General features: G+C 69.4%; 19 protein-coding genes and 1 riboswitch. Of the genes, 12 read left to right on the top strand and 7 right to left on the bottom strand.

What is annotated here, in order from left to right:
• The 4 genes from KN815_RS29830 to KN815_RS29815 form a co-directional block, all read right to left on the bottom strand.
• Positions 1-1,044, bottom strand: a 1,044-nt coding sequence (locus KN815_RS29830) for a glycoside hydrolase family 3 protein (RefSeq protein WP_216344985.1), incomplete at its 3' end; no start/stop codon positions are given.
• Positions 1,045-1,053: 9 nt separating this feature from the next.
• On the bottom strand, positions 1,054-1,884 hold the full coding sequence (locus KN815_RS29825; RefSeq protein ID WP_216344984.1) for a carbohydrate ABC transporter permease: 831 nt from the start codon (positions 1,882-1,884) through the stop codon (positions 1,054-1,056).
• Positions 1,881-2,882: a carbohydrate ABC transporter permease gene (locus KN815_RS29820; RefSeq protein ID WP_216344983.1), complete on the bottom strand. Its 1,002-nt coding sequence runs from the start codon at positions 2,880-2,882 to the stop codon at positions 1,881-1,883. The genes KN815_RS29825 and KN815_RS29820 overlap by 4 nt, the downstream gene beginning before the upstream one ends.
• Before the next feature lie 5 nt (positions 2,883-2,887).
• Positions 2,888-4,159 (bottom strand): extracellular solute-binding protein, encoded by a 1,272-nt coding sequence (locus KN815_RS29815; protein WP_216344982.1) that lies wholly within the window; start codon positions 4,157-4,159, stop codon positions 2,888-2,890.
• Between the two features lie 263 nt (positions 4,160-4,422).
• Between KN815_RS29815 and KN815_RS29810 the strand changes: the two genes are divergently transcribed.
• From KN815_RS29810 to KN815_RS29795, 4 genes are all read left to right on the top strand, one after another.
• On the top strand, positions 4,423-5,217 hold the full coding sequence (locus tag KN815_RS29810; protein ID WP_253209321.1) for a GntR family transcriptional regulator: 795 nt from the start codon (positions 4,423-4,425) through the stop codon (positions 5,215-5,217).
• Between the two features lie 246 nt (positions 5,218-5,463).
• A complete protein-coding gene (locus KN815_RS29805) occupies positions 5,464-5,724 on the top strand; it encodes a DUF3311 domain-containing protein (protein WP_216344981.1) in 261 nt (86 codons plus the stop codon).
• On the top strand, positions 5,721-7,334 hold the full coding sequence (gene mctP, locus KN815_RS29800; protein WP_216344980.1) for a monocarboxylate uptake permease MctP: 1,614 nt from the start codon (positions 5,721-5,723) through the stop codon (positions 7,332-7,334). The genes KN815_RS29805 and mctP overlap by 4 nt, the downstream gene beginning before the upstream one ends.
• A 241-nt stretch (positions 7,335-7,575) precedes the next feature.
• Entirely contained in the window at positions 7,576-8,241 is a 666-nt protein-coding gene (locus tag KN815_RS29795) for a hypothetical protein (protein ID WP_216344979.1), read from the top strand.
• Here KN815_RS29795 and KN815_RS29790 read toward each other — a convergent pair.
• Positions 8,223-8,720: an ATP-binding protein gene (locus KN815_RS29790; protein WP_216344978.1), complete on the bottom strand. Its 498-nt coding sequence runs from the start codon at positions 8,718-8,720 to the stop codon at positions 8,223-8,225. The two genes, KN815_RS29795 and KN815_RS29790, sit on opposite strands and share 19 nt — an antisense overlap.
• A gap of 154 nt (positions 8,721-8,874) precedes the next feature.
• On the opposite strand from KN815_RS29790, the gene KN815_RS29785 reads away from it, so the two are divergent.
• The 3 genes from KN815_RS29785 (at position 8,875) to KN815_RS29775 (ending at position 11,238) form a co-directional block, all read left to right on the top strand.
• On the top strand, positions 8,875-9,735 hold the full coding sequence (locus KN815_RS29785) for a helix-turn-helix domain-containing protein (protein ID WP_216344986.1): 861 nt from the start codon (positions 8,875-8,877) through the stop codon (positions 9,733-9,735).
• Between the two features lies 1 nt (position 9,736).
• A complete protein-coding gene (locus KN815_RS29780) occupies positions 9,737-9,937 on the top strand; it encodes a DUF397 domain-containing protein (RefSeq protein WP_216344977.1) in 201 nt (66 codons plus the stop codon).
• Between the two features lie 233 nt (positions 9,938-10,170).
• Entirely contained in the window at positions 10,171-11,238 is a 1,068-nt protein-coding gene (locus tag KN815_RS29775; protein ID WP_253209319.1) for a serine hydrolase domain-containing protein, read from the top strand.
• Between the two features lie 118 nt (positions 11,239-11,356).
• Here KN815_RS29775 and KN815_RS29770 read toward each other — a convergent pair whose 3' ends face one another.
• Positions 11,357-12,268, bottom strand: coding sequence for an IPT/TIG domain-containing protein (locus tag KN815_RS29770; protein WP_216344975.1), 912 nt, complete (start codon positions 12,266-12,268; stop codon positions 11,357-11,359).
• Between the two features lie 493 nt (positions 12,269-12,761).
• Between KN815_RS29770 and KN815_RS29765 the strand changes: the two genes are divergently transcribed.
• The 5 genes from KN815_RS29765 to KN815_RS29750 all read left to right on the top strand — a co-directional run bounded on the left by KN815_RS29765 (position 12,762) and on the right by KN815_RS29750 (position 17,693).
• Positions 12,762-13,049 carry a hypothetical protein gene (locus KN815_RS29765; RefSeq protein ID WP_216344974.1) on the top strand — a complete coding sequence of 96 codons (288 nt, stop codon included), beginning with the start codon at positions 12,762-12,764 and terminating at the stop codon, positions 13,047-13,049.
• A 75-nt stretch (positions 13,050-13,124) separates the two neighbouring features.
• The gene (locus KN815_RS51660; protein WP_301184661.1) at positions 13,125-13,259 is read left to right on the top strand and encodes a hypothetical protein; all 135 of its coding nucleotides are present in this window, start codon (positions 13,125-13,127) and stop codon (positions 13,257-13,259) included.
• A 65-nt stretch (positions 13,260-13,324) separates the two neighbouring features.
• Positions 13,325-13,831, top strand: a complete 507-nt coding sequence (locus tag KN815_RS29760; RefSeq protein WP_216344973.1) for a GNAT family N-acetyltransferase — start codon at positions 13,325-13,327, stop codon at positions 13,829-13,831.
• A 136-nt stretch (positions 13,832-13,967) separates the two neighbouring features.
• Positions 13,968-14,125: riboswitch (cobalamin riboswitch) on the top strand.
• Positions 14,126-14,262: 137 nt separating this feature from the next.
• Positions 14,263-16,680 carry a ribonucleoside-diphosphate reductase subunit alpha gene (locus KN815_RS29755; protein WP_216344972.1) on the top strand — a complete coding sequence of 806 codons (2,418 nt, stop codon included), beginning with the start codon at positions 14,263-14,265 and terminating at the stop codon, positions 16,678-16,680.
• Positions 16,671-17,693 (top strand): ribonucleotide-diphosphate reductase subunit beta, encoded by a 1,023-nt coding sequence (locus tag KN815_RS29750; RefSeq protein ID WP_216344971.1) that lies wholly within the window; start codon positions 16,671-16,673, stop codon positions 17,691-17,693. Before KN815_RS29755 ends, KN815_RS29750 begins: the two co-directional genes overlap by 10 nt.
• 103 nt (positions 17,694-17,796) lie before the next feature.
• Here the strand turns inward: KN815_RS29750 and def are convergent, their stop codons facing one another.
• Entirely contained in the window at positions 17,797-18,426 is a 630-nt protein-coding gene (gene def, locus KN815_RS29745; RefSeq protein WP_078643489.1) for a peptide deformylase, read from the bottom strand.
• Between the last annotated feature and the right edge of the window lie 541 nt (positions 18,427-18,967).

Below are 18,967 nucleotides of genomic sequence, written 5' to 3'. Positions count from 1 at the left end.
CGCGCGCGGTCCGGCGGAGTGCCGCGTCCACTCCCCCAGGGTGCGCACCCGCGCCGCCGCCTCGGCCAGCCGCTGCTCCGCCAGCCGTCCCTCGATGACGGCCGTGACCAGCGCGTCGCGCAGCCGCAGCACGGTGTCCTCGTCGGCGAGTCCGCCGCCGACGCAGATCGCGTCGGCGCCCGCGGCGATGGCCATGACGCTGCCGTGCTCGATGCCGTACGCGTCGGCGATGGCCCGCATCTCCATGCCGTCGGTGACGATCAGCCCGTCGAAGCCGAGGCCGCCGTCGGCCACGGGCCGGCGCAGCAGGCCGTGCAGCGCGGCGGGGCTGAGGGTGGCGGGCAGGTCGGGGTCGAGTACGGGCAGCAGGATATGCGCGCTCATCACGGCCTTGGTCCCGGCGGTGACGGCGGCGCGGAAGGGCACCAGTTCGCGGGCGGTGAGGGTGTCGAGTCCGGCGTCGATGCGCGGCAGGGCGTGGTGGGAGTCGGTGGCGGTGTCGCCGTGGCCGGGGAAGTGCTTGGTGCAGGCGGCGACCCCGGCGCTCTGGAGTCCCTCGATGTACGCGGCGGTGTGCCGGGCGACGAGCCCGGGTTCGGCGCCGAAGGAGCGCACGCCGATGACCGGGTTGTCGGGGTTGGAGTTGACGTCGGCGGAGGGCGCCCAGTTGAGGTTGACGCCGCATTCGGCGAGGCGGCGGCCCAGCTCGCGGGCGACGGCCCAGGTCAGCTCCGGGTCGTCGACGGCGCCGAGCGCCAGGTTGCCGGGGAAGGAGGAGCCGGCGCGCACCTCGAGCCGGGTGACGTCGCCGCCCTCCTCGTCGATGGCCACCAGGACGTCGTCGCGCTCGGCGCGCAGCTCGGCGGTGAGCGCGGCGAGCTGCTCGGGCGAGGTGATGTTCCGGCCGAAGAGGCCGACGGAGGCGAGCCCCTCGCCGAGCCGCCGCCGCAGCCAGTCGGGGGCGGTGGTGCCGGTGAAGCCTGGCTGAAGAACGGTGAGAGCGTCGCGGGTGAGGGTGGCGGAGTCATGCGCGAGGGTCGTCATAAACCGGGATCATCCCTTCACAGCGCCGGAAGTGAGCCCACCGACCGCCTTGCGTTGCAGAAACAGGAACAGAACCAGGATCGGGATGGCGAACAGCGAGGCCGCCGCCATGGTGGCACCCCAGTCGTCGCCGAAGGCGGTCTGGAAGCTCGACAGCCACAGCGGAAGCGTCTGGGCCTGCGGGTCCTTGTTGAGGATGAGGACGAGCGGGAATTCGTTCCAGGCCGTGATGAAGCCGAAGAGCGAGGTGGCCATCAGGCCGGGCGCCAGCAGCGGGAAGATCACCCGGACGAACGCCTGCGGACGGGTGCAGCCGTCGACCATCGCCGACTCCTCCAGCTCCTTGGGGATCGCGGCCACATAGGCGCGGAGCGTGAGGATCGTGAAGGGCAGCACCATGACCATGTAGAACAGGGTGAGCGGGATCAGGCTGTTCAGCATGTCGCCGTCGCGGACGATCATGTAGACGGCGATGACCAGGACTTCCCAGGGCGCCATCTGCGCGATCATGAAGGTCACCAGGAAGCCGCGGCGCCCCTTGAACCGCATCCGGGCCAGGGAGAACGCCGCGAGCAGCGCGATCACCAGCGAGAGGGCGACCGCCGAGAGGGTCACGGTGAGCGAGTTGCCCACCAGCGTCCAGAAGTTCTTGGCGTCCAGGGCCTTCTGGAAGTGGTCCAGGGTGGCACTGGTCGGGAACCACACCGGGTCCTCGGAGATGACGTCCGAGGTCGGCTTGAAGGCCGTGGTGAACATCCAGTAGACGGGGAACGCGAAGCCGATGAAGAGCACGACGGCGGTCGCGTTGGGCCACAGCCGGGCGAGCGGCGAGCGCTTCACAGCTCGTCCTCCTCTTGCCTGAGCACGATCCGGAGGTAGTAGGAGGTCAGTGCCAGCAGCACGGCGATGGTCAGCAGCGAGATCGCGGCGCCCATGCCGTAGTGCTGATTGCCCACGCCCTCGATGAAGGCGTAGACGGGGAGGGTTTCGGTGAGCCGGTCCGGGCCGCCCTCGTTGATCGCGAAGACCTGGGTGAACGCCTTGAAGACCCAGATGACTTCGAGGAACGTCGTGGCCAGCAGAAACGGCTTGAGGAAGGGGAACGTCACCGAGGTGAAGCTCTTCCAGGTGCCGGCGCCGTCGAGCGCGGCGGCCTCGTAGAGCTCGCCGGGGATGGTGGTCGTCGCGGCGTAGAGGTTGATCGCCACGAAGGGGATCGACTGCCAGACGATCAGCACGGTGATGATGAAGAAGGTGGAGAACTGGCTGCCGGTCCAGTTGTAGTTCGCCATGGAGTGCCGGCCGAGCGCGTCCAGCACCCAGTTGACCACCCCGAAGCGGGCGGCGAAGAGCCACTGGAAGACGGTGGTGCCGGCGATGGGCGGCATGGCCCAGGCGAGCACCAGACCGACCGAGAGCAGCAGCCGCATCTTGCTGCCGAGGCGGGCCAGCAGCAGTCCGACCAGAGTGCCGAGCAGCATGATCAGCACGACGTTGACCGCGGTGAAGATCACCGACCGCAGGGTGACCCGCCAGAAGTCCTCGCTGGTCAGCGTCTCGCGGTAGTTGTCGACCCCGTTCCACTCGGTGAGGTGCTGGATCAACTGCCGCATATTGAGGTTCTGGAACGACAGCAGGCCGTCCTTGACCAGCGGCCAGCCCAGCAGCAGCACGGTCGCCACCAGCGCGGGCAGCAGCAGGAGGTACGGGGCGGCGCCGGTCAGCCGTCCGCGCCCGGGGGTGCCCGGGGCCGGGCGGCAGGTGCCTGGCGGCCCCCCGCTCCGGCGGACCCCGGCCGCCGCCGGGCCGGGGTCCTGGCGTTCGGTCGTTACGGACATCCGGCTCAGCGCTCCTGGCTGAGGCGCTTGTTCAGCTCGCCTTCGACCGACTTGGCCGCCTCGGCGGGCGACTTACCGGTGAGCACCGCGGTCATATAGGTCTTGACCGGGTTCGGGGCGTTCTCCACCGGGGCCCATTCGGGGATCAGCGGGGTGGTGCCGCCGGTCGCGGCGGCCGGTGCGGCGGCCATTCCGGCGGGGTTGCCCTTGAGCCGCGCCTGGAGCGACTCCTTGTTGGGGATGACACCGCCTTCCTTGGCGAGCTGTCCCTCGTAGGTGTCATTCAGCGCGATCTTCAGGAACTCCTTGGCCAGCTCCTGCTTTTCGCTGCCCGCGGCGACCGCGAGGTTGGAGCCGCCGAGGAAGACGCCCTCCGGTTTGCCGGCGGTCTCACCCGGGATGGTGAAGTAGCCGAGGTCCTTCTCGATCTTGGGGTTGGCCTTGATCGCGATACCGGCTTCCCAGCCCATGCCGATGAACGCGCCGGTCTTGCCCTTGGCGAAGACCTCGCCCTGCTGCGGGGTGGCCTCGTCCTTGTCCTTGGGGGCCTTGCTGAAGGACTGGTACTGCTTGTAGATGTCCATGGCCTTGCCGACCTTGGGGTCGGCGAGGTTGGAGACCCACTTGTCGCCGGACTTCTTGACGAGGTCGGCACCGGTGCCGATGGTCAGCCCGTCGAAGAAGTACCAGTTCTGGCCGGGGAGATAGATCGGCTCGGCGTCCGTCTTCTTCTGGATGGTGTCCAGATCCTTGAAGAACTCGGTACGGGTCTTGGGGGTGTCCTTGATCCCGGCCTCGGCCCAGATCTTCTTGTTGTAGAGGACGACCCGGTTGGCCGCGTACCACGGCGCCGCGTACTGCTTGCCGTCGTAGACCGCGGACTTGTTGATCGACTCCGACCAGTCGGCGCCGATGGACTTCTTCAGGTCATCCAGTTCGGCCAGTCCGCCGGTCTGCGCGTACGACGGCGTCTGGGTGTTGCCGATCTCCAGGACGTCCGGCGGATCGGATTCCGAGAGCGCGGTGGTCACCTTCTGCTGAATGCCGTTCCACTGCTGGATCTCCAGCTTCAGCTTGGCGCCCGTCCTCTTCTCGAAAGCGGCCTTGACATCCTTCGTCCAGCCGTCGGGCGTGGAGCCGTCCATCGCCCAGACGGTCAGCGTCTCGCCCTTGAAACCATCCGCTCCGGCCTTTTTGTCATCGCCGTCGGACCCACAGGCCGCGACGGATACCAGCATTGCCGCGACACCCGTCGCCGCTATGAGCCCACGCTTCACAGCACTCTCCTCAAGAAGGCCGGATGAGGGGTTTAATGGTCCAGACCAGTGCCCGCAGCTTGGCCTAGACCTTTTGGGGTGTCAAGGGTGTATAAGAGTCACCGGCGGCTCCGTTACCGGACCGACACTTCCCGACATCCGGACCGAACGGATGCCCGGAGCCGGGACCGTGCCACGATGTGAGGCGCTGGATTCTTCAGGAGACCGGTAACGGCGGCAGACGCCGGTGGCGGCAGCGGACCAGGAGTCGGAGAGGGCGCGCGATGGAGACCGAGGGGGCAGCGGCGGCAGCGGCGGCCATCACGACGGCCGAGAGCGACGGCAACGGCTCCGCCGGGGCGCGGACCGCACGCGTCCCGAAGTACTACCGCCTCAAGCGCCACTTGCTGGACATGACCGAGACCCTGCCACCCGGCACCCCGGTCCCACCGGAGCGCACCCTGGCCGCCGAGTTCGACACCTCGCGCACCACCGTGCGCCAGGCGCTTCAGGAGCTGGTCGTCGAGGGCCGCCTGGAGCGGATCCAGGGCAAGGGCACCTTCGTGGCCAAGCCCAAGGTCTCCCAGGCGCTGCAACTGACCTCGTACACCGAGGACATGAAGGCCCAGGGCCTGGAGCCCACCTCCCAGCTCCTGGACATCGGCTATGTCACCGCCGACGACCGGCTCTCCGGGCTGCTGGACATCGCCGCCGGCGGGCGGGTGCTGCGCATCGAGCGGCTGCGGCTGGCCAGCGGTGAGCCGATGGCGATCGAGACCACCCATCTGTCCGCCAAGCGCTTCCCCGCGCTGCGCCGCAGCCTGGTCAAGTACACCTCCCTCTACACGGCGCTGGCCGAGGTGTACGACGTCCGGCTGGCCGAGGCCGAGGAGACCATCGAGACCTCGCTGGCCACCCCGCGCGAGGCGGGGCTGCTGGGCACCGATGTGGGGCTGCCGATGCTGATGCTCTCGCGCCATTCGCGGGACGCGGCCGGGGAGCCGGTGGAGTGGGTGCGGTCGGTCTACCGCGGGGACCGCTACAAGTTCGTGGCCCGGCTCCAGCGGCCGAACGACTGAGCGGTGATACGTCCGGGGCGCGGTAAGGCTGAGCCCACCATGCCCGAGCCGCGCCCGCATACGGGCCGCGCTACGACCGGGCGGGGCACCCCTCACCCGCTTTCTTTCTCATACCGATATACGGACGGGTAGTGACGGCCGCCGGGCCGGGGGCTTAGATTTCCTGCGCATTACACAAATGATCACCGGGATCCAGGTGATCGACTGTGCCGCAGGTGATGAGCCGAGGGGACTGGAGCCCGCCGCATGTCAGACACGTCCGCTTCACCCGGCAGGAGACCGGTCGTGACGCCTGCGCGCGTCGTGGCCGCTCTCTGCCTGATCGCACCCTTTGTCGGGGTGCTCTGGGTCGGCTCGTACGCCAAGGTCGAGCCGACCCTCATCGGGATCCCGTTCTTCTACTGGTACCAGATGCTCTGGGTACCGATCTCGGCCGCGCTGACCTCGGTCGCCTATCTCCTGGTCCGCCGTGAGCAGCGGGCGCGCAAGGGGGGTGAGTCGGCATGAACGACGGAGTGAACGGCGTCGCACTCGCCGTCTTCATCTTCTTCTTCGTGGTCGTCACGGTCATGGGGTTCCTGGCCGCGCGCTGGCGCGCCGCCGAGAACGCCAACAACCTGGACGAATGGGGACTGGGCGGCCGCAGCTTCGGCACCTGGATCACCTGGTTCCTGCTCGGCGGCGACCTCTACACCGCGTACACCTTCGTCGCCGTCCCGGCGGCGATCTACGCGGCGGGCGCGTCCGGCTTCTTCGCGGTCCCGTACACCATCCTGGTCTACCCGCTGATCTTCACCTTCCTGCCCCGACTGTGGTCGGTGTCCCATAAGCACGGGTATGTCACCACTTCGGACTTCGTCCGTGGCCGCTTCGGCTCCAAGGGGCTCTCACTGGCCGTCGCGGTCACCGGCATCCTCGCCACCATGCCGTACATCGCCCTCCAGCTCGTCGGCATCCAGGCGGTGCTGGACGTGATGGGCGTCGGCGGCGGGGAGAACACCAACTGGTTCATCAAGGACCTGCCGCTGCTGATCGCCTTCGGTGTCCTCGCGGCGTACACCTACTCCTCCGGGCTGCGCGCGCCCGCGCTGATCGCCTTCGTCAAGGACACCCTGATCTACATCGTCATCGCGGTGGCGATCATCTACATCCCGATCAAGCTGGGTGGCTTCGACGACATCTTCAGCGCGGCGAACGACAAGTTCACCAAGGCGGGAGCGGGCGGGCTCGCGCCCCCGGCGGAGGGCCAATGGGCCTACGGCACCCTGGCCCTGGGCTCGGCGCTGGCCCTGTTCATGTATCCGCACTCGATCACCGCGACGCTCTCCAGCCGCAGCCGTGAGGTGATCCGCCGCAACACCACGATCCTGCCGCTGTACTCGCTGATGCTGGGGCTGCTGGCGCTGCTCGGCTTCATGGCCATCGCCGCCGGGGTGAAGGTCGAAAACGGCCAGCTCGCCATCCCTCAGCTCTTCGAGAACATGTTCCCCGACTGGTTCGCGGGCATCGCCTTCGCCGCGATCGGCATCGGCGCCCTCGTCCCGGCGGCCATCATGTCGATCGCCGCGGCGAACCTCTTCACCCGCAACATCTACAAGGACTTCCTGCGGCCGAACGCCACGCCGGAGGAGGAGACCAAGGTCTCCAAGCTGGTCTCGCTGCTGGTGAAGGTCGGCGCGCTGATCTTCGTGCTGGGCATGGACAAGACCGTCGCGATCAACTTCCAGTTGCTGGGCGGTATCTGGATCCTCCAGACCTTCCCGGCCCTGGTGGGCGGCCTGTTCACCCGCTGGTTCCACCGCTGGGCGCTGCTGGCGGGCTGGGCCGTCGGCATGGTCTACGGAACGTGGAAGGCGTACGACACCCCGAGCGGCACCCAGAAGCACTTCGGCAACACCGCCGATATGCCCGCCATCGGGGAGATCGGCTACATCGGCTTCACCGCGATCGCGCTCAACGTGCTGGTGACCGTCGTCCTGACGGTGGTGCTGCGCGCGCTCAAGGCCCCCGACGGCATCGACGAGACCACCGCCGCCGACTACAAGGCGGACGCGGGCGACCCCGGCGTCCAGGCCGACCTCCCGCCGGCCACGGCGGGCTCCCCGGGCGGCCACTGACGCCTGCGGCGGGCTGCCGCACTGATCGACGGCGAACGGGCCGTCGGCTCCCCCTGACTGACGGGGAGTCGGCGGCCCGTTCGCCCTTTCGCCGTTGCACCGGTTCGCCGATTCGGCGGTTCGGCGGTTCGCCGGTTCGCCGGTTCGCCGGTTCGCCGGTTCGTGTGAGTACGGGTACCTACGCCATGGTGAGGAGCCGCGCGGATCCGGGGCTCCGGGGCCGGGACCTACCGTCCGGTATATGAACGAGAGCGAGGTGCCCGCCGGAAAGGGCCGCAACTGGCGGGGCGTCGGGTGTTCCAGTGTGCTGATGCTGGCCGCGGCCGGGGTCGGCTGGCTCGCGTACGCGAGCGTCGATTCGACCTACCCCGACGTCGACCCCGAGAAGCGGGCGCGTCAGCTCTCGGGCTATTCCCGGGACGCGTATGCCGCGCTCGGCATCGACCGCACCGTGGAAGGCGGCTACGTCGATGTGAACGACTACAACAGGTACGACTCCAACTATTGCTACCCGGACGGCCTGTTCAGCATCGCCGACCCACCCGTGGAAGGCGCGTACCAACTGATCCACGGGTGGTCGATCGGAAAGGTGAACCGGGCGGAGGCGCTGCCCGCACTGCGCAGGGCGCGGGATCGCCTCAAGGCGGAGGGGTGGCGCATCACGCGGTTCGGCAAGGACGAGCAGCTCGAGGAGTGGAGCGTCGAGGCCGAACGCGACGGCGGCTTCAGCACCGGGGTCACGTGGGAGGCGGAGTACCACCGGCTCAGCGGAGGCAGCGGTGGACCTTGTGCGATGGACCCGGACTGGAGCCAGGAGAAGGACGAACCCTACGAGTCGTATGGCGAGCCCGAGCTGAACTCCTTCCCACCGGCGATGGCGCCCGGGCGTCAGGCGGCGATCTCGTAGGCGTCGCGGGGCGGCTGCTGCGGTGCGAGTTCGAACCAGAGCAGCTTGCCGCTCCTGCCGAACAACTCGTCGGCGAGGGCGTAGCCGCCCCAGTTGTCGGCGCAGATCCGGACGATGAGCAGGCCGCGTCCGTAGGTGGCCTCGGTGTTCGCGGCGGCCTCGGCGAGGGCGTGCGAGCGGTCGAAGAGGGCCGGGGGCTTGTCGAAGGGCGGCGGGATATCCGGATTGGTGTCCCACACGCTGATCCGCAGACGCCCCTCCTCCACGGCGCGGATACGCATTTCGGCCGGACCGGTGGTGTGGCGGTAGGCGTTGGTGACCACCTCACTGGTCACGAGGGTCGCGGGGTCGGTGAGATCACCCATGCCGTGGCGGACGAGGACCGCACGGAGGGTGGTGCGGGCGATGGCTGCGGCACGGGGGTCGTGGGGCAGGCGGAGTGAGTACGACCAGGGGTTTTCCGGGGGTGTGGTGGGCATGAAGTCTCCGGTCTGTGCGTGGAGTTGGGCTGTGATCCCGGGCACACACCGTAGCCCCATTCGCATAAGGTATTCGACGGCACGGATCGAAGTACTTGGGATACCACCCGTGTGAGTGACACGCCTGTTGCGCGTGAGCAGAGAGAATCGGCGAATGCCTCAGAGAAGTGTTCCGACAGCACGCCAACTCCGCCTCGGCACCGAGCTGCGCAGGCTTCGGGAACGCGCCGGTTTGACGTCGACCGAGGCCGGGCGCCTGCTCGGCACCAATCAGACGGCCATCAGCAACATCGAGGCGAGCCGGTTCGGAGTCAGCGCGGAGCGGCTGCGAGCGCTGGCGCGGAACTACTCGTGCGGGGACGAAGCTCTGATCGCGGCACTCGTCGACATGGCAGTGGAACGCAAGCGGGGCTGGTGGGAGGAGTACCGGGAGACGCTCGCCGCCGGATTGCTCGATCTGGCCGAGCTGGAACACCACGCTGTGGAGCTGAGCTCGGCCTACATCGCGCACATGCCTGGTCTGCTCCAGACCATCGACCACGCCCGCGAGATCTTCCGGCAGGCGGTCCCGCCGTTGACTCCGCCGGACGTCGAGCACCACGTTTCCCACCGCGTGAAGCGGCAGGCCATCCTCTACCGGGACAGGCCCACGCCCTATACGGCCGTCGTTCATGAGGCCGCTCTACGGATGCGCTTCGGTGGACCGGACGTAGCACGCGGACAGCTCCAACACATCCTCGACATGAGCGAGCACGCCCACATCAAGGTGCTGGTGATCCCCTTCGAGGCGGGGTCGTTTCCCGGCTCGGGCCCGTCGATCCTTTATGCCACCGGTCCCGTCCCACAACTGGACACCGTGCAGCTCGATACGGAGCATGGTTCCGAACTACTCGACGCACCTGCCCAGTTGGAGAGGTACCGCATCGTGCTGGATCGCATGGAGGCGGTAGCCCTCACCGAGCCGAAATCGCGCGACCTCATCCAGAGCATCATCCGAGCCCTGAAAGGGAAATGAGTTGTCCACCCGCGAATGGCAGAAGTCCTCGTACAGCTCCACAGGCAACGCTTGCCTCTACGTCTCGGCACCCGACAACGCCACCATCCGACTCCGCGAGAGCGACGAACCCGAGACCATCCTCACCACCACCCCAACCACCCTCCGCGACCTCATACGCAGCGCCAAGGCCGGGCGACTCGACCACCTCGGCGCGCTGTAGGGCGGAGCCGACCCGGGGGTTGCCCCCACCACGTTCACTACAGGCAGCCGGACCCTGATCCGGCGGGATAGCGGGATCGCCCCGAGCGGACGTGACCGGAAAAGCTGAAGGCCGGTTTCGCGAGACGTCCCGGGAGTTCACTCGTGCGCAAACAGGCAGGTCAAAAGGTTCGTTCAGCCCGATGCGGGCATCGTTGGCGCGGGGCCGGTGCCGCTGCCGCCGTGGGGGCCGTGATGATCGGCGCCCTGGCGCCGCACGCGGCCTTCGCCGACACCCGCCCGGACCGCGGCGTCCAGCAGGGACTGAACGCGCTGGTACATGCCGATGGAGTCCCCGCCGCACTGGCGAGCGTGCGGGACCGGCACGGTCACACCCGTACCTACAACGCCGGGATCGGCGACCTGGCCACCGGCGCGGAGGTGCCCCGGGACGGACAGGTGCGCATCGGCAGCAACACCAAGACGTTCACCGCAGTGGTCGTGCTGCAACTGGTCGCCGAGGGGAAGGTCGGCCTCGACACGCCGATCGAGACCTACCTGCCCGGCCTGGTGCGCGGCGAAGGCATCGACGGGCGTCGCATCACGGTTCGCCACCTGCTACAGCACACCAGCGGGTTGCCCGACTACGTCCCGTACCTCGACGACGAGCCGCGCTCCTACACCCCGCCCGAGCTGCTCGCCGCCGCCCTCCGGCACAAGGCCGACTTCGAACCCGGAACGAGCTGGCGGTACAGCAACACCAACTACGTCCTCGCCGGCATGCTGATCGAGAAGGTCACCGGACACTCGTACGCCGAGGAGGTCGACCGGCGCGTCATCAAGCGCCTGGCGCTGCGCCACACCTACTTCCCGAAGCCCGGCGAGGTGGACATCCGCGAGCGCCACCCCCACGGTTACGACCGGAGTTCGGCCGACGCACCCTGGCAGGACGTCACGGAGCTCGACCCCTCCTGGGGCTGGGCGGCCGGGCAGATGGTGTCCACCAACTCCGACCTCAACCGCTTCTTCTCCGGGCTGTTGTCCGGGCGTCTCCTCCCGGCGGCCCAGCTCACCCAGATGCGCACGACCGTCCCCGCCGAGTACTTCGGCCCCGGTGCCCGCTACGGGCTGGGCCTGGTGAGCAAGCCGCTGTCGTGCGGCGGCGTCTACTGGGGCCACGGCGGCAGCACCACGGGCTACGAGACCCGGGGCGGGGCCACCGACAACGGCCGCGCCGCCGAGCTCGCGGTGACCACGCAGCCGGGCGACCCGGCGGTCATGCGGCACGTGGACACGGTCGTGGACCGGGCGTTCTGCCGCTGAGCGGCGGGCGCGCCGAGGCAGGACCTCGCCGGTCACCGGGCCCTGGCGGAAGGGGGCCCGGTGACCGGCGCGATTCGGCCGCATGTGCGCGGTCGGACATAGCCGTCGGACGTAGCCGTCAGACGTAGCGGAAGGTGCCGGGGACGGTGACGGTCCCGAAGGCCGTCACCAGCGTGACGGTCGCGGTGCCGGGCGCCCCGGCCGGGGTGATGCCGGAGACCGTGGTGGCGGTGGCGGTCACACCCGTGGCGGGGACCCCGTTGAACAGCACGCCCAGCACGCTGCCGAGGTTGGTGCCGTTGATGGTGAACGCGGTGCCGCCGGCGGCGGGTCCGGTGGTGGGCGTGATGCTGGTGGGCGCCGGGGCGGGCGGCGGGACGAAGTAGGTGAAACCGCCGGGGACGGTGGCGCTGCCGCCCGGGCCGCTCAGCGTGACGGTGACGTTGCCGCCCGCGGGCGGGCCTGCCGGGGTGACGCCGATCAGGACGGTCCCGGCCGCGTTGATGGTCAGGATCGCCGAGGGGTTCGCGCCGAAGGTGACACTGGTGACACCGGTCAGGTTGGTGCCCGTGATCAGGTAGAGGGTGCCGCCGGTGGTCGGTCCCACGGTCGGGGTGATGGAGACGGCGGTCGGCGGCGTCGGCGGCACATAGGTGTACGGCTGGCTGTTGCTGGTGCCGGCCGTGGTGGTGACCAGGACCTGGACGGAGCCGGGCGCGTGCGGCGGGGCTATCACCACGACGATGTCGTTGGTGGGATTGCCCGGCCAGCCGCCTCCGGGCCAGCCACCGCCCCAGTCACCATCCCAGCCGCCGCCACCGGAGCTGCTCTGGCTGATGATCTGGGCGGGCACGCCGCCGAAGGTCACGCTGATGACATTGCGCAGGTTCTGCCCGTTGAGCTGGACGAGGTTCCCACCGGCGGTGGGGCCCGAGTTGGGCACCACGGACAGCAGCAACGGGGGCCCCACCGGCGACGGTGGCCAGTTGGCCGCGGCGGGGGCGGCGGTCGCGAGAGCGGTCGAGGTCATGGTTGGTCCTCCCGGGAAGGTTTCGGGTGATATGCGCCGACGGCATGCCGATGTCGTGGGCAGGCCGCTGGTCAACGCCTCGTCGCCACCGCGCGGTCGAGGCAGGCGCGGTCGAGGCAGGCGCGGTCGAGGCAGGCCGGTACCGGAGGAACGGAGAGCCGCCGGGCGGCCGGTCAGGGCGCGGAAGCGACGCGCCGGATGAGAGCGGAGCGACGGGACCAACGCCCGGCTCCTGGCGGGCCTACGAGGTATGGGGCACCCTCGGCGGCACGTTTCCAGTTATCCACGCCCGCCCCCGTCGCTCAAGGTTCCGGTGCCGCCATCACTCGTTTGGCGCATCTGGGCGCGCCCAGCGGCGAGCTTGTATGACAAGCGCTCCGCTATTCGGGGGAACGCGCGGCCGGAGTATGGTCTGCTGTCCTCCACCGTGCCTCTAATGAGTGACATCGGCAGTGCCGGCCCGCGTGGGACCACCCAGGGAGGGAGCGATCCGATGAGCCTCGCCGCGTTCCTCCTCGCCCTCGGCACCACCTGCCGTATCACCCGCTTCATCACCAAGGACACGCTGGCGGCGGGGTTCAGAATCTGGGTCGCCGACCGCTTCGGCGACGACTCCCGGCCGTCCTATCTCGTCAACTGCGGCTGGTGCACCAGCACCTGGGTCGCCGCCGCCATCGCCGTCTACGCCTCCTTGCTGCACACCACCGCGTGGTTCCACCTCCCGGCCACCGCCCTGACCCTCTCCTACCTGGCCGGGGTCGCCTCGCGGTGGCTGGACTGACACCGACCCGTACTGGACCCGAGGGAAAGAAGGGCAGCCATGGCCTGCAACTGCGGCGGAGGGGCGGCTCAGAACGTGCCCCGACCCGTTGTCGCCTATGAGCTGACGCTGCCGGACGGCACGGTCCGGCGCTATGTCACCTTCCAGGAAGCCGACGCCGCCAACCGGCGCGCGGGATCCACCGGAGCGATCACCGCCATCACCCGTTGACGGCGGAGACCGGCGCCGGACACAGACCCTGCCCGGCTGTCAGTGGGGTGCGGCAGAATGCGCGCATGGACATCACGATCAGGCGTGCGAGAGATGAGGAACTGGACGGGATCGGGGAGCTCACCGCGCGGGTGTATCTCGGTGACGGGCTGCTGGACTTCGGCGACAGTGATCCTTATCTCGCCACCCTGCGCGACGCCCGGCGCCGGGCCGCCGAGGCCGAGCTGCTGGTCGCGGCGGACGCGGCCAGCGACGAGGTGCTGGGGGCCGTGGCGTTCGCGGTGTACGGCGGGGCCTATGCGGAGCTGGCCCGGCCCGGCGAGGGCGAGTTCCGGATGCTGGCCGTGCGGCCCGAGTCCCGCCGCCGCGGCGCCGCCGAGGCGCTCGTACGGGCCTGCCTGGACCGGGCCCGCGCACTGGGCCTGCGGCGGATAGTGATCAGCAGCCAGCAGTCCATGACCGCCGCCCACCGGCTGTATGCGCGGCTGGGGTTTGTGCGCGCCCCGGAGCGGGATTGGTCGCCGATAGCCGGAACGGAAATCGCCCTGTGGGCGTTCACCGTGGAGCTGTGACGACCGGCGCCGCGCGCCCCGGGCCGCGGCCTCCCGTGCGCGCCGGGCTACGCGCCGCGACCGGCCCCAGGTCACGGGCCACCTCCGGAACGCATTAGCACATTCATGCGAAACTCCGCACCTCGCGACACAAGATATGGGGGTGCGTGCGTCGGCCGACACAAGATGTATGCTCGTCCTCGCTGTCGTCGCAGGGGAATCCGGTGGGAATCCGGAACTGTCCCGCAACGGTGTACGTGTGCGCTTATGCGGTGTGCCGTAAGTCCGAGCACCTGCCGACGGCCCTGTGTGAACACGTCCCCCGGCCTCGAGGGTTGGGCCGATGGACGCTGCGTGGTGTGCCCGACGTACGAGGAGTGCGGTATCGGCATGCCCGTACGCGCCCATCGCACCTCCCTCGTGGCCCCGGCCGAGCGAGGGAGAGCACCTCAGTGACCATCGCGCCCGCAGATCCGGTTTCAGAGCAGGCGGTTTCTCAGGCAGCGCATGACGCGCCCGGAACCGCCCTGCTGCGGATCCTCACCGGACTCACCGCCGACCTGCCCGCCACCGACCCCGGTAAGGTCGCGGCCGCCGCCCTGCGTGGCCGCCATCCGGGCTCGGACGAGGCGGAGTTGCGTGACCTGGCGACCGAGGCCGCGGCCGGGCTGATCGCCGAGGAGCCGGAGTACTCGCGGCTGGCCGCGCGGCTGCTGGCGCTGACCATCACGGAGGAGGCGGCCGGGCAGGGCGCGGTCTCCTTCTCCACCTCCGTCCAGGTGGGCCACCGTGAGGGGCTGCTCGCCGACTCCACCGCGGAGTTCGCCGCCGCCCACGCGGCACGGCTGGACGCGCTGGTGGAGCGGGCCCTGGCCGACGGCGCCGACAAGCGCTTCGGCTACTTCGGACTGCGCACCCTCTACAGCCGCTATCTGCTGCGCCACCCCATCACCCGTCAGGTGATCGAGACCCCGCAGCACTTCCTGCTGCGGGTGGCCTGCGGGCTCGCCGAGGACCTCTCGGAGCGGGCGCTGGACGATGTGGCCGAGCTGTACCGCCTGACCAGCACGCTGTCGTATCTGCCCAGCTCCCCCACGCTGTTCAACTCCGGCACCCGCCATCCGCAGATGTCGTCCTGCTATCTGCTGGACTCGCCGCTGGACGAGCTGGACTCGATCTACAACCGCTACCACCAGGTGGCGCGGCTCTCGAAGCACGCGGGCGGCATCGGCCTGTCCTACTCCCGTATCCGGGCCCGCGGTTCGCTGATCCGGGGCACCAACGGGCACTCCAACGGCATCGTGCCGTTCCTGCGCACCCTCGACGCCTCGGTGGCCGCCGTCAACCAGGGCGGCCGGCGCAAGGGCGCGGCCTGCGTCTATCTGGAGACCTGGCACGCGGACCTCGAGGAGTTCCTGGAGCTGCGGGACAACACGGGCGAGGAGGCCCGCCGCACCCACAACCTCAACATCGCCCACTGGATCCCGGACGAGTTCATGCGCCGGGTCGAGGCGGACGCCGACTGGTCGCTGTTCTCCCCGGTCGACGCGCCCGCTCTGGTGGACCTGTGGGGCGATGAGTTCGACGCCGCGTACCGGAAGGCCGAGGCCGAGGGGCGGGCGGTCAAGCAGGTCCCGGCGCGGCAGCTCTACGCCCGGATGATGCGCACCCTCGCACAGACCGGCAACGGCTGGATGACGTTCAAGGACGCCGCCAACCGCACCGCCAACCAGACCGCCGAGCCCGGCAGGGTCGTCCACTCCTCGAATCTGTGCACCGAGATCCTGGAGGTCACCAACGACGGCGAGACCGCCGTGTGCAACCTCGGCTCGGTCAACCTCGCCGCGCATCTGGACGAGGACGGACAGGTGGACTGGGAGCGCCTGGACGCCACCGTCCGCACCGCCGTGACCTTCCTCGACCGCGTGGTGGACATCAACTTCTACCCGACGGACGAGGCCGGGGCCTCCAACTCCCGCTGGCGCCCGGTGGGTCTGGGCCTGATGGGACTTCAGGACGTCTTCTTCCGGCGGCGGCTGCCGTTCGACTCGCCCGAGGCCAAGGCGCTCTCCACGCAGATCTCCGAGCGCATCATGCTCGCCGCCTACGAGGCGTCCTGCGAGCTGGCCGAGCGCCACGGCCCGCATCCGGCCTGGTCCGAGACCCGCACCGCGCGCGGTGTGCTGCACCCGGACCACTACCCGGACGCGGTGGCCACCTGGCCGGAGCGCTGGGAGGCGCTGCGCACCCGGATGGCGAAGTCCGGGATGCGGAACTCGCTGCTGCTGGCGATCGCGCCGACCGCCACCATCGCCTCCATCGCGGGCGTCTACGAGTGCATCGAGCCGCAGGTCTCCAACCTCTTCAAGCGCGAAACGCTCAGCGGGGAGTTCCTCCAGGTCAACTCGTATCTGGTGGACGACCTCAAGAAGCTGGGCATCTGGGACGCCCAGACCCGCGAGGCGCTGCGCGAGTCCAACGGCTCGGTCCAGGACTTCTCCTGGGTGCCCGCGGACGTACGGGACCTGTACCGCACCGCGTGGGAGATCCCGCAGCGCGCCCTGATCGAGATGGCGGCGGCCCGCACCCCGTACCTCGACCAGAGCCAGTCGCTGAACCTCTTCATGGCCTCGCCGACCATCGGCAAGCTCAGCTCGATGTACGCCTTCGCCTGGAAGCGCGGCATCAAGACCACGTACTACCTGCGCTCGCGTCCGGCCACCCGGATCGCCCAGAGCGCCCGCGGCGGCGGCGCCTCGGCCAATGCGCCCGCCCCCGCCCCCATTCCCGTACAGCAGGCTCCAGCCGCCGAGGCCGACGCGATCGCCTGCTCCCTGGAAAACCCCGAGTCCTGCGAGGCATGCCAGTAACCATGAGTGACACCAAGAACCTGCTCGACCCGGGCTTCGAACTGACCCTGCGGCCCATGCGGTACCCGGAGTTCTACGACCGCTACCGCGACGCGATCAAGAACACCTGGACCGTGGAGGAGGTCGACCTCCACTCCGACGTCACCGACCTCGCCAAGCTCTCCCCCGGTGAGCAGCATCTGATCGGCCGCCTGGTCGCCTTCTTCGCGACCGGCGACTCGATCGTGGCCAACAACCTGGTGCTGACGCTCTACAAGCACATCAACTCCCCCGAGGCGCGGCTGTATCTGTCGCGGCAGCTCTTCGAGGAGGCCGTGCACGTCCAGTTCTATCTGACGCTGCTGGACACCTACCTCCCCGATCCGGACGACCGCGCCGCGGCCTTCGCCGCCGTCGAGAACATCCCCTCCATCAGGGAGAAGGCGGAGTTCTGCTTCCGCTGGATGGACTCGGTGGAGAAGATCGACCGGCTGGAGACCAAGGCGGACCGCCGCCGCTTCCTGCTCAACCTGATCTGCTTCGCGGCCTGTATCGAGGGGCTGTTCTTCTACGGCGCCTTCGCCTACGTGTACTGGCTGCGCTCACGCGGGCTGCTGCACGGCCTGGCGACGGGCACCAACTGGGTGTTCCGCGACGAGTCGATGCACATGGAGTTCGCCTTCTCGGTCGTGGACACCGTCCGCGAGGAGGAGCCGGACCTCTTCGACGACGAACTCCAGCAGCAGGTCACCGACATGCTGAAGGAGGCCGTCGAGGCGGAGCTCCAGTTCGCCCGCGACCTGTGCGGGGACGGGCTGCCGGGCATGAACACCGCGTCGATGCAGGAGTATCTCCAGTGCGTGGCCGACCAGCGCCTGATGCGCCTCGGCTTCCCCGCGGTCTTCGGCTCGGAGAACCCGTTCTCCTTCATGGAGCTGCAAAACGTCCAGGAGCTGACCAACTTCTTCGAGCGCCGCGCCTCGGCCTACCAGGTCGCGGTCGAGGGCTCGGTCGCCTTCGACGACGACTTCTGATGCCGCTCTGACGCCACCTTGACGCCGCTCTGATGCCGCTCTGACGCCACAGGGTGGGCCGGACTCCGCATGAGTCCGGCCCACCCTGTGAGGTACGGCACACTCAGTCGTTGGGCACCGTCTCATAGCGGGCGGTGCCCTCGGCCATCTGCTTCAGCACATCCTTACGGTCGCGCTTGGAGAGCCGGTCGATGTACAGGTAGCCGTACAGATGGTCGGTCTCATGCTGAAGACAGCGCGCGAAGTAGCCGGTGCCGCGCACCGCGATCGGCTCGCCGTCGAGGTCCTGGCCGCGCACCACCGCGTAGTCGGGGCGGGCCAGCTCCATATAGGCCGTGGGGACCGACAGACAGCCCTCATTGGAGTCGTCCAGCACCCGGCGGTCGGCGGGCAGCTCCTCCAGCACCGGGTTGCACACCGCGCCCACATGGCGAACGCCCTCGTCGTCCATGCAGTCGTAGACGAAGACCTTGAGGTCGACACCGATCTGGTTGGCGGCCAGGCCCACGCCCTCCGCCGCCCGCTGGCTGGCGAACATGTCGTCGACGAGCCGCGCCAGCTCCTCGTCGAACACGGTCACGTCCCGGCACTCCTTGTGCAGGACCGGGTTGCCGTACACGGTGATCGGGCGGGCGGTGCCGCGCTCACGGAAGGCCCGCTCACGCTCCTCGCAGTCCTCCGTGTCCACGATGAAATCGTCGACCACCTGCTGTTTCGTCCCTTGCTGCGACATCGTCCGCCGTGTGCCTTCCCTCAACCGTGATGCGTCGCCCTACAGGGTACGGGCACGACGCGGCGGGGTGCGGTGTGCTTACCCGGTGTGACCGGGCCTCCGCAAGTCTTCCGGGGCCTCTCGGGGACCGCTACGGGGTGCCCGGCGGGCCACGCGGCGGAGCCGCATGTCGACGCTTTCCCCTCCCCGCCCCTTCCCGCAACCAGGGGCTCCGCCCCTGGACCCCGGCTGCCGAGGAGGCGACCGTCGCGGCAGCGGAGTGCCGGGCGGTCGGAGGGCCGGGCCGGCGGCGGCCCGCGCACATCCGGGTCGCCCGGCCGGAGCCCGGGCCGGAGCCCGGGCCGGAGCCCCACCGCGAGGCGGAGCCGCATATCGATGCTGCGGGAAGGGGTGAAGCCCCGGCTCGGGGCCTGGGGCGGAGCCCCGGTTCCGGCGGGGTCTGGGGCGCAGCCCCGGGGGCCTGGGGCGGAACCCAGGTTCCGGCAGGGGCCTGGGGCGCAGCCCCGGTTCCGGCCCGGGGTCTGGGGCGCAGCCCCGGTTT

It is taken from the genome of Streptomyces niphimycinicus, from assembly GCF_018883605.1.
Classification (GTDB): Bacteria; Actinomycetota; Actinomycetes; order Streptomycetales; family Streptomycetaceae; genus Streptomyces; species Streptomyces niphimycinicus.
This window is presented reverse-complemented; position numbering and strand designations above follow the sequence as displayed.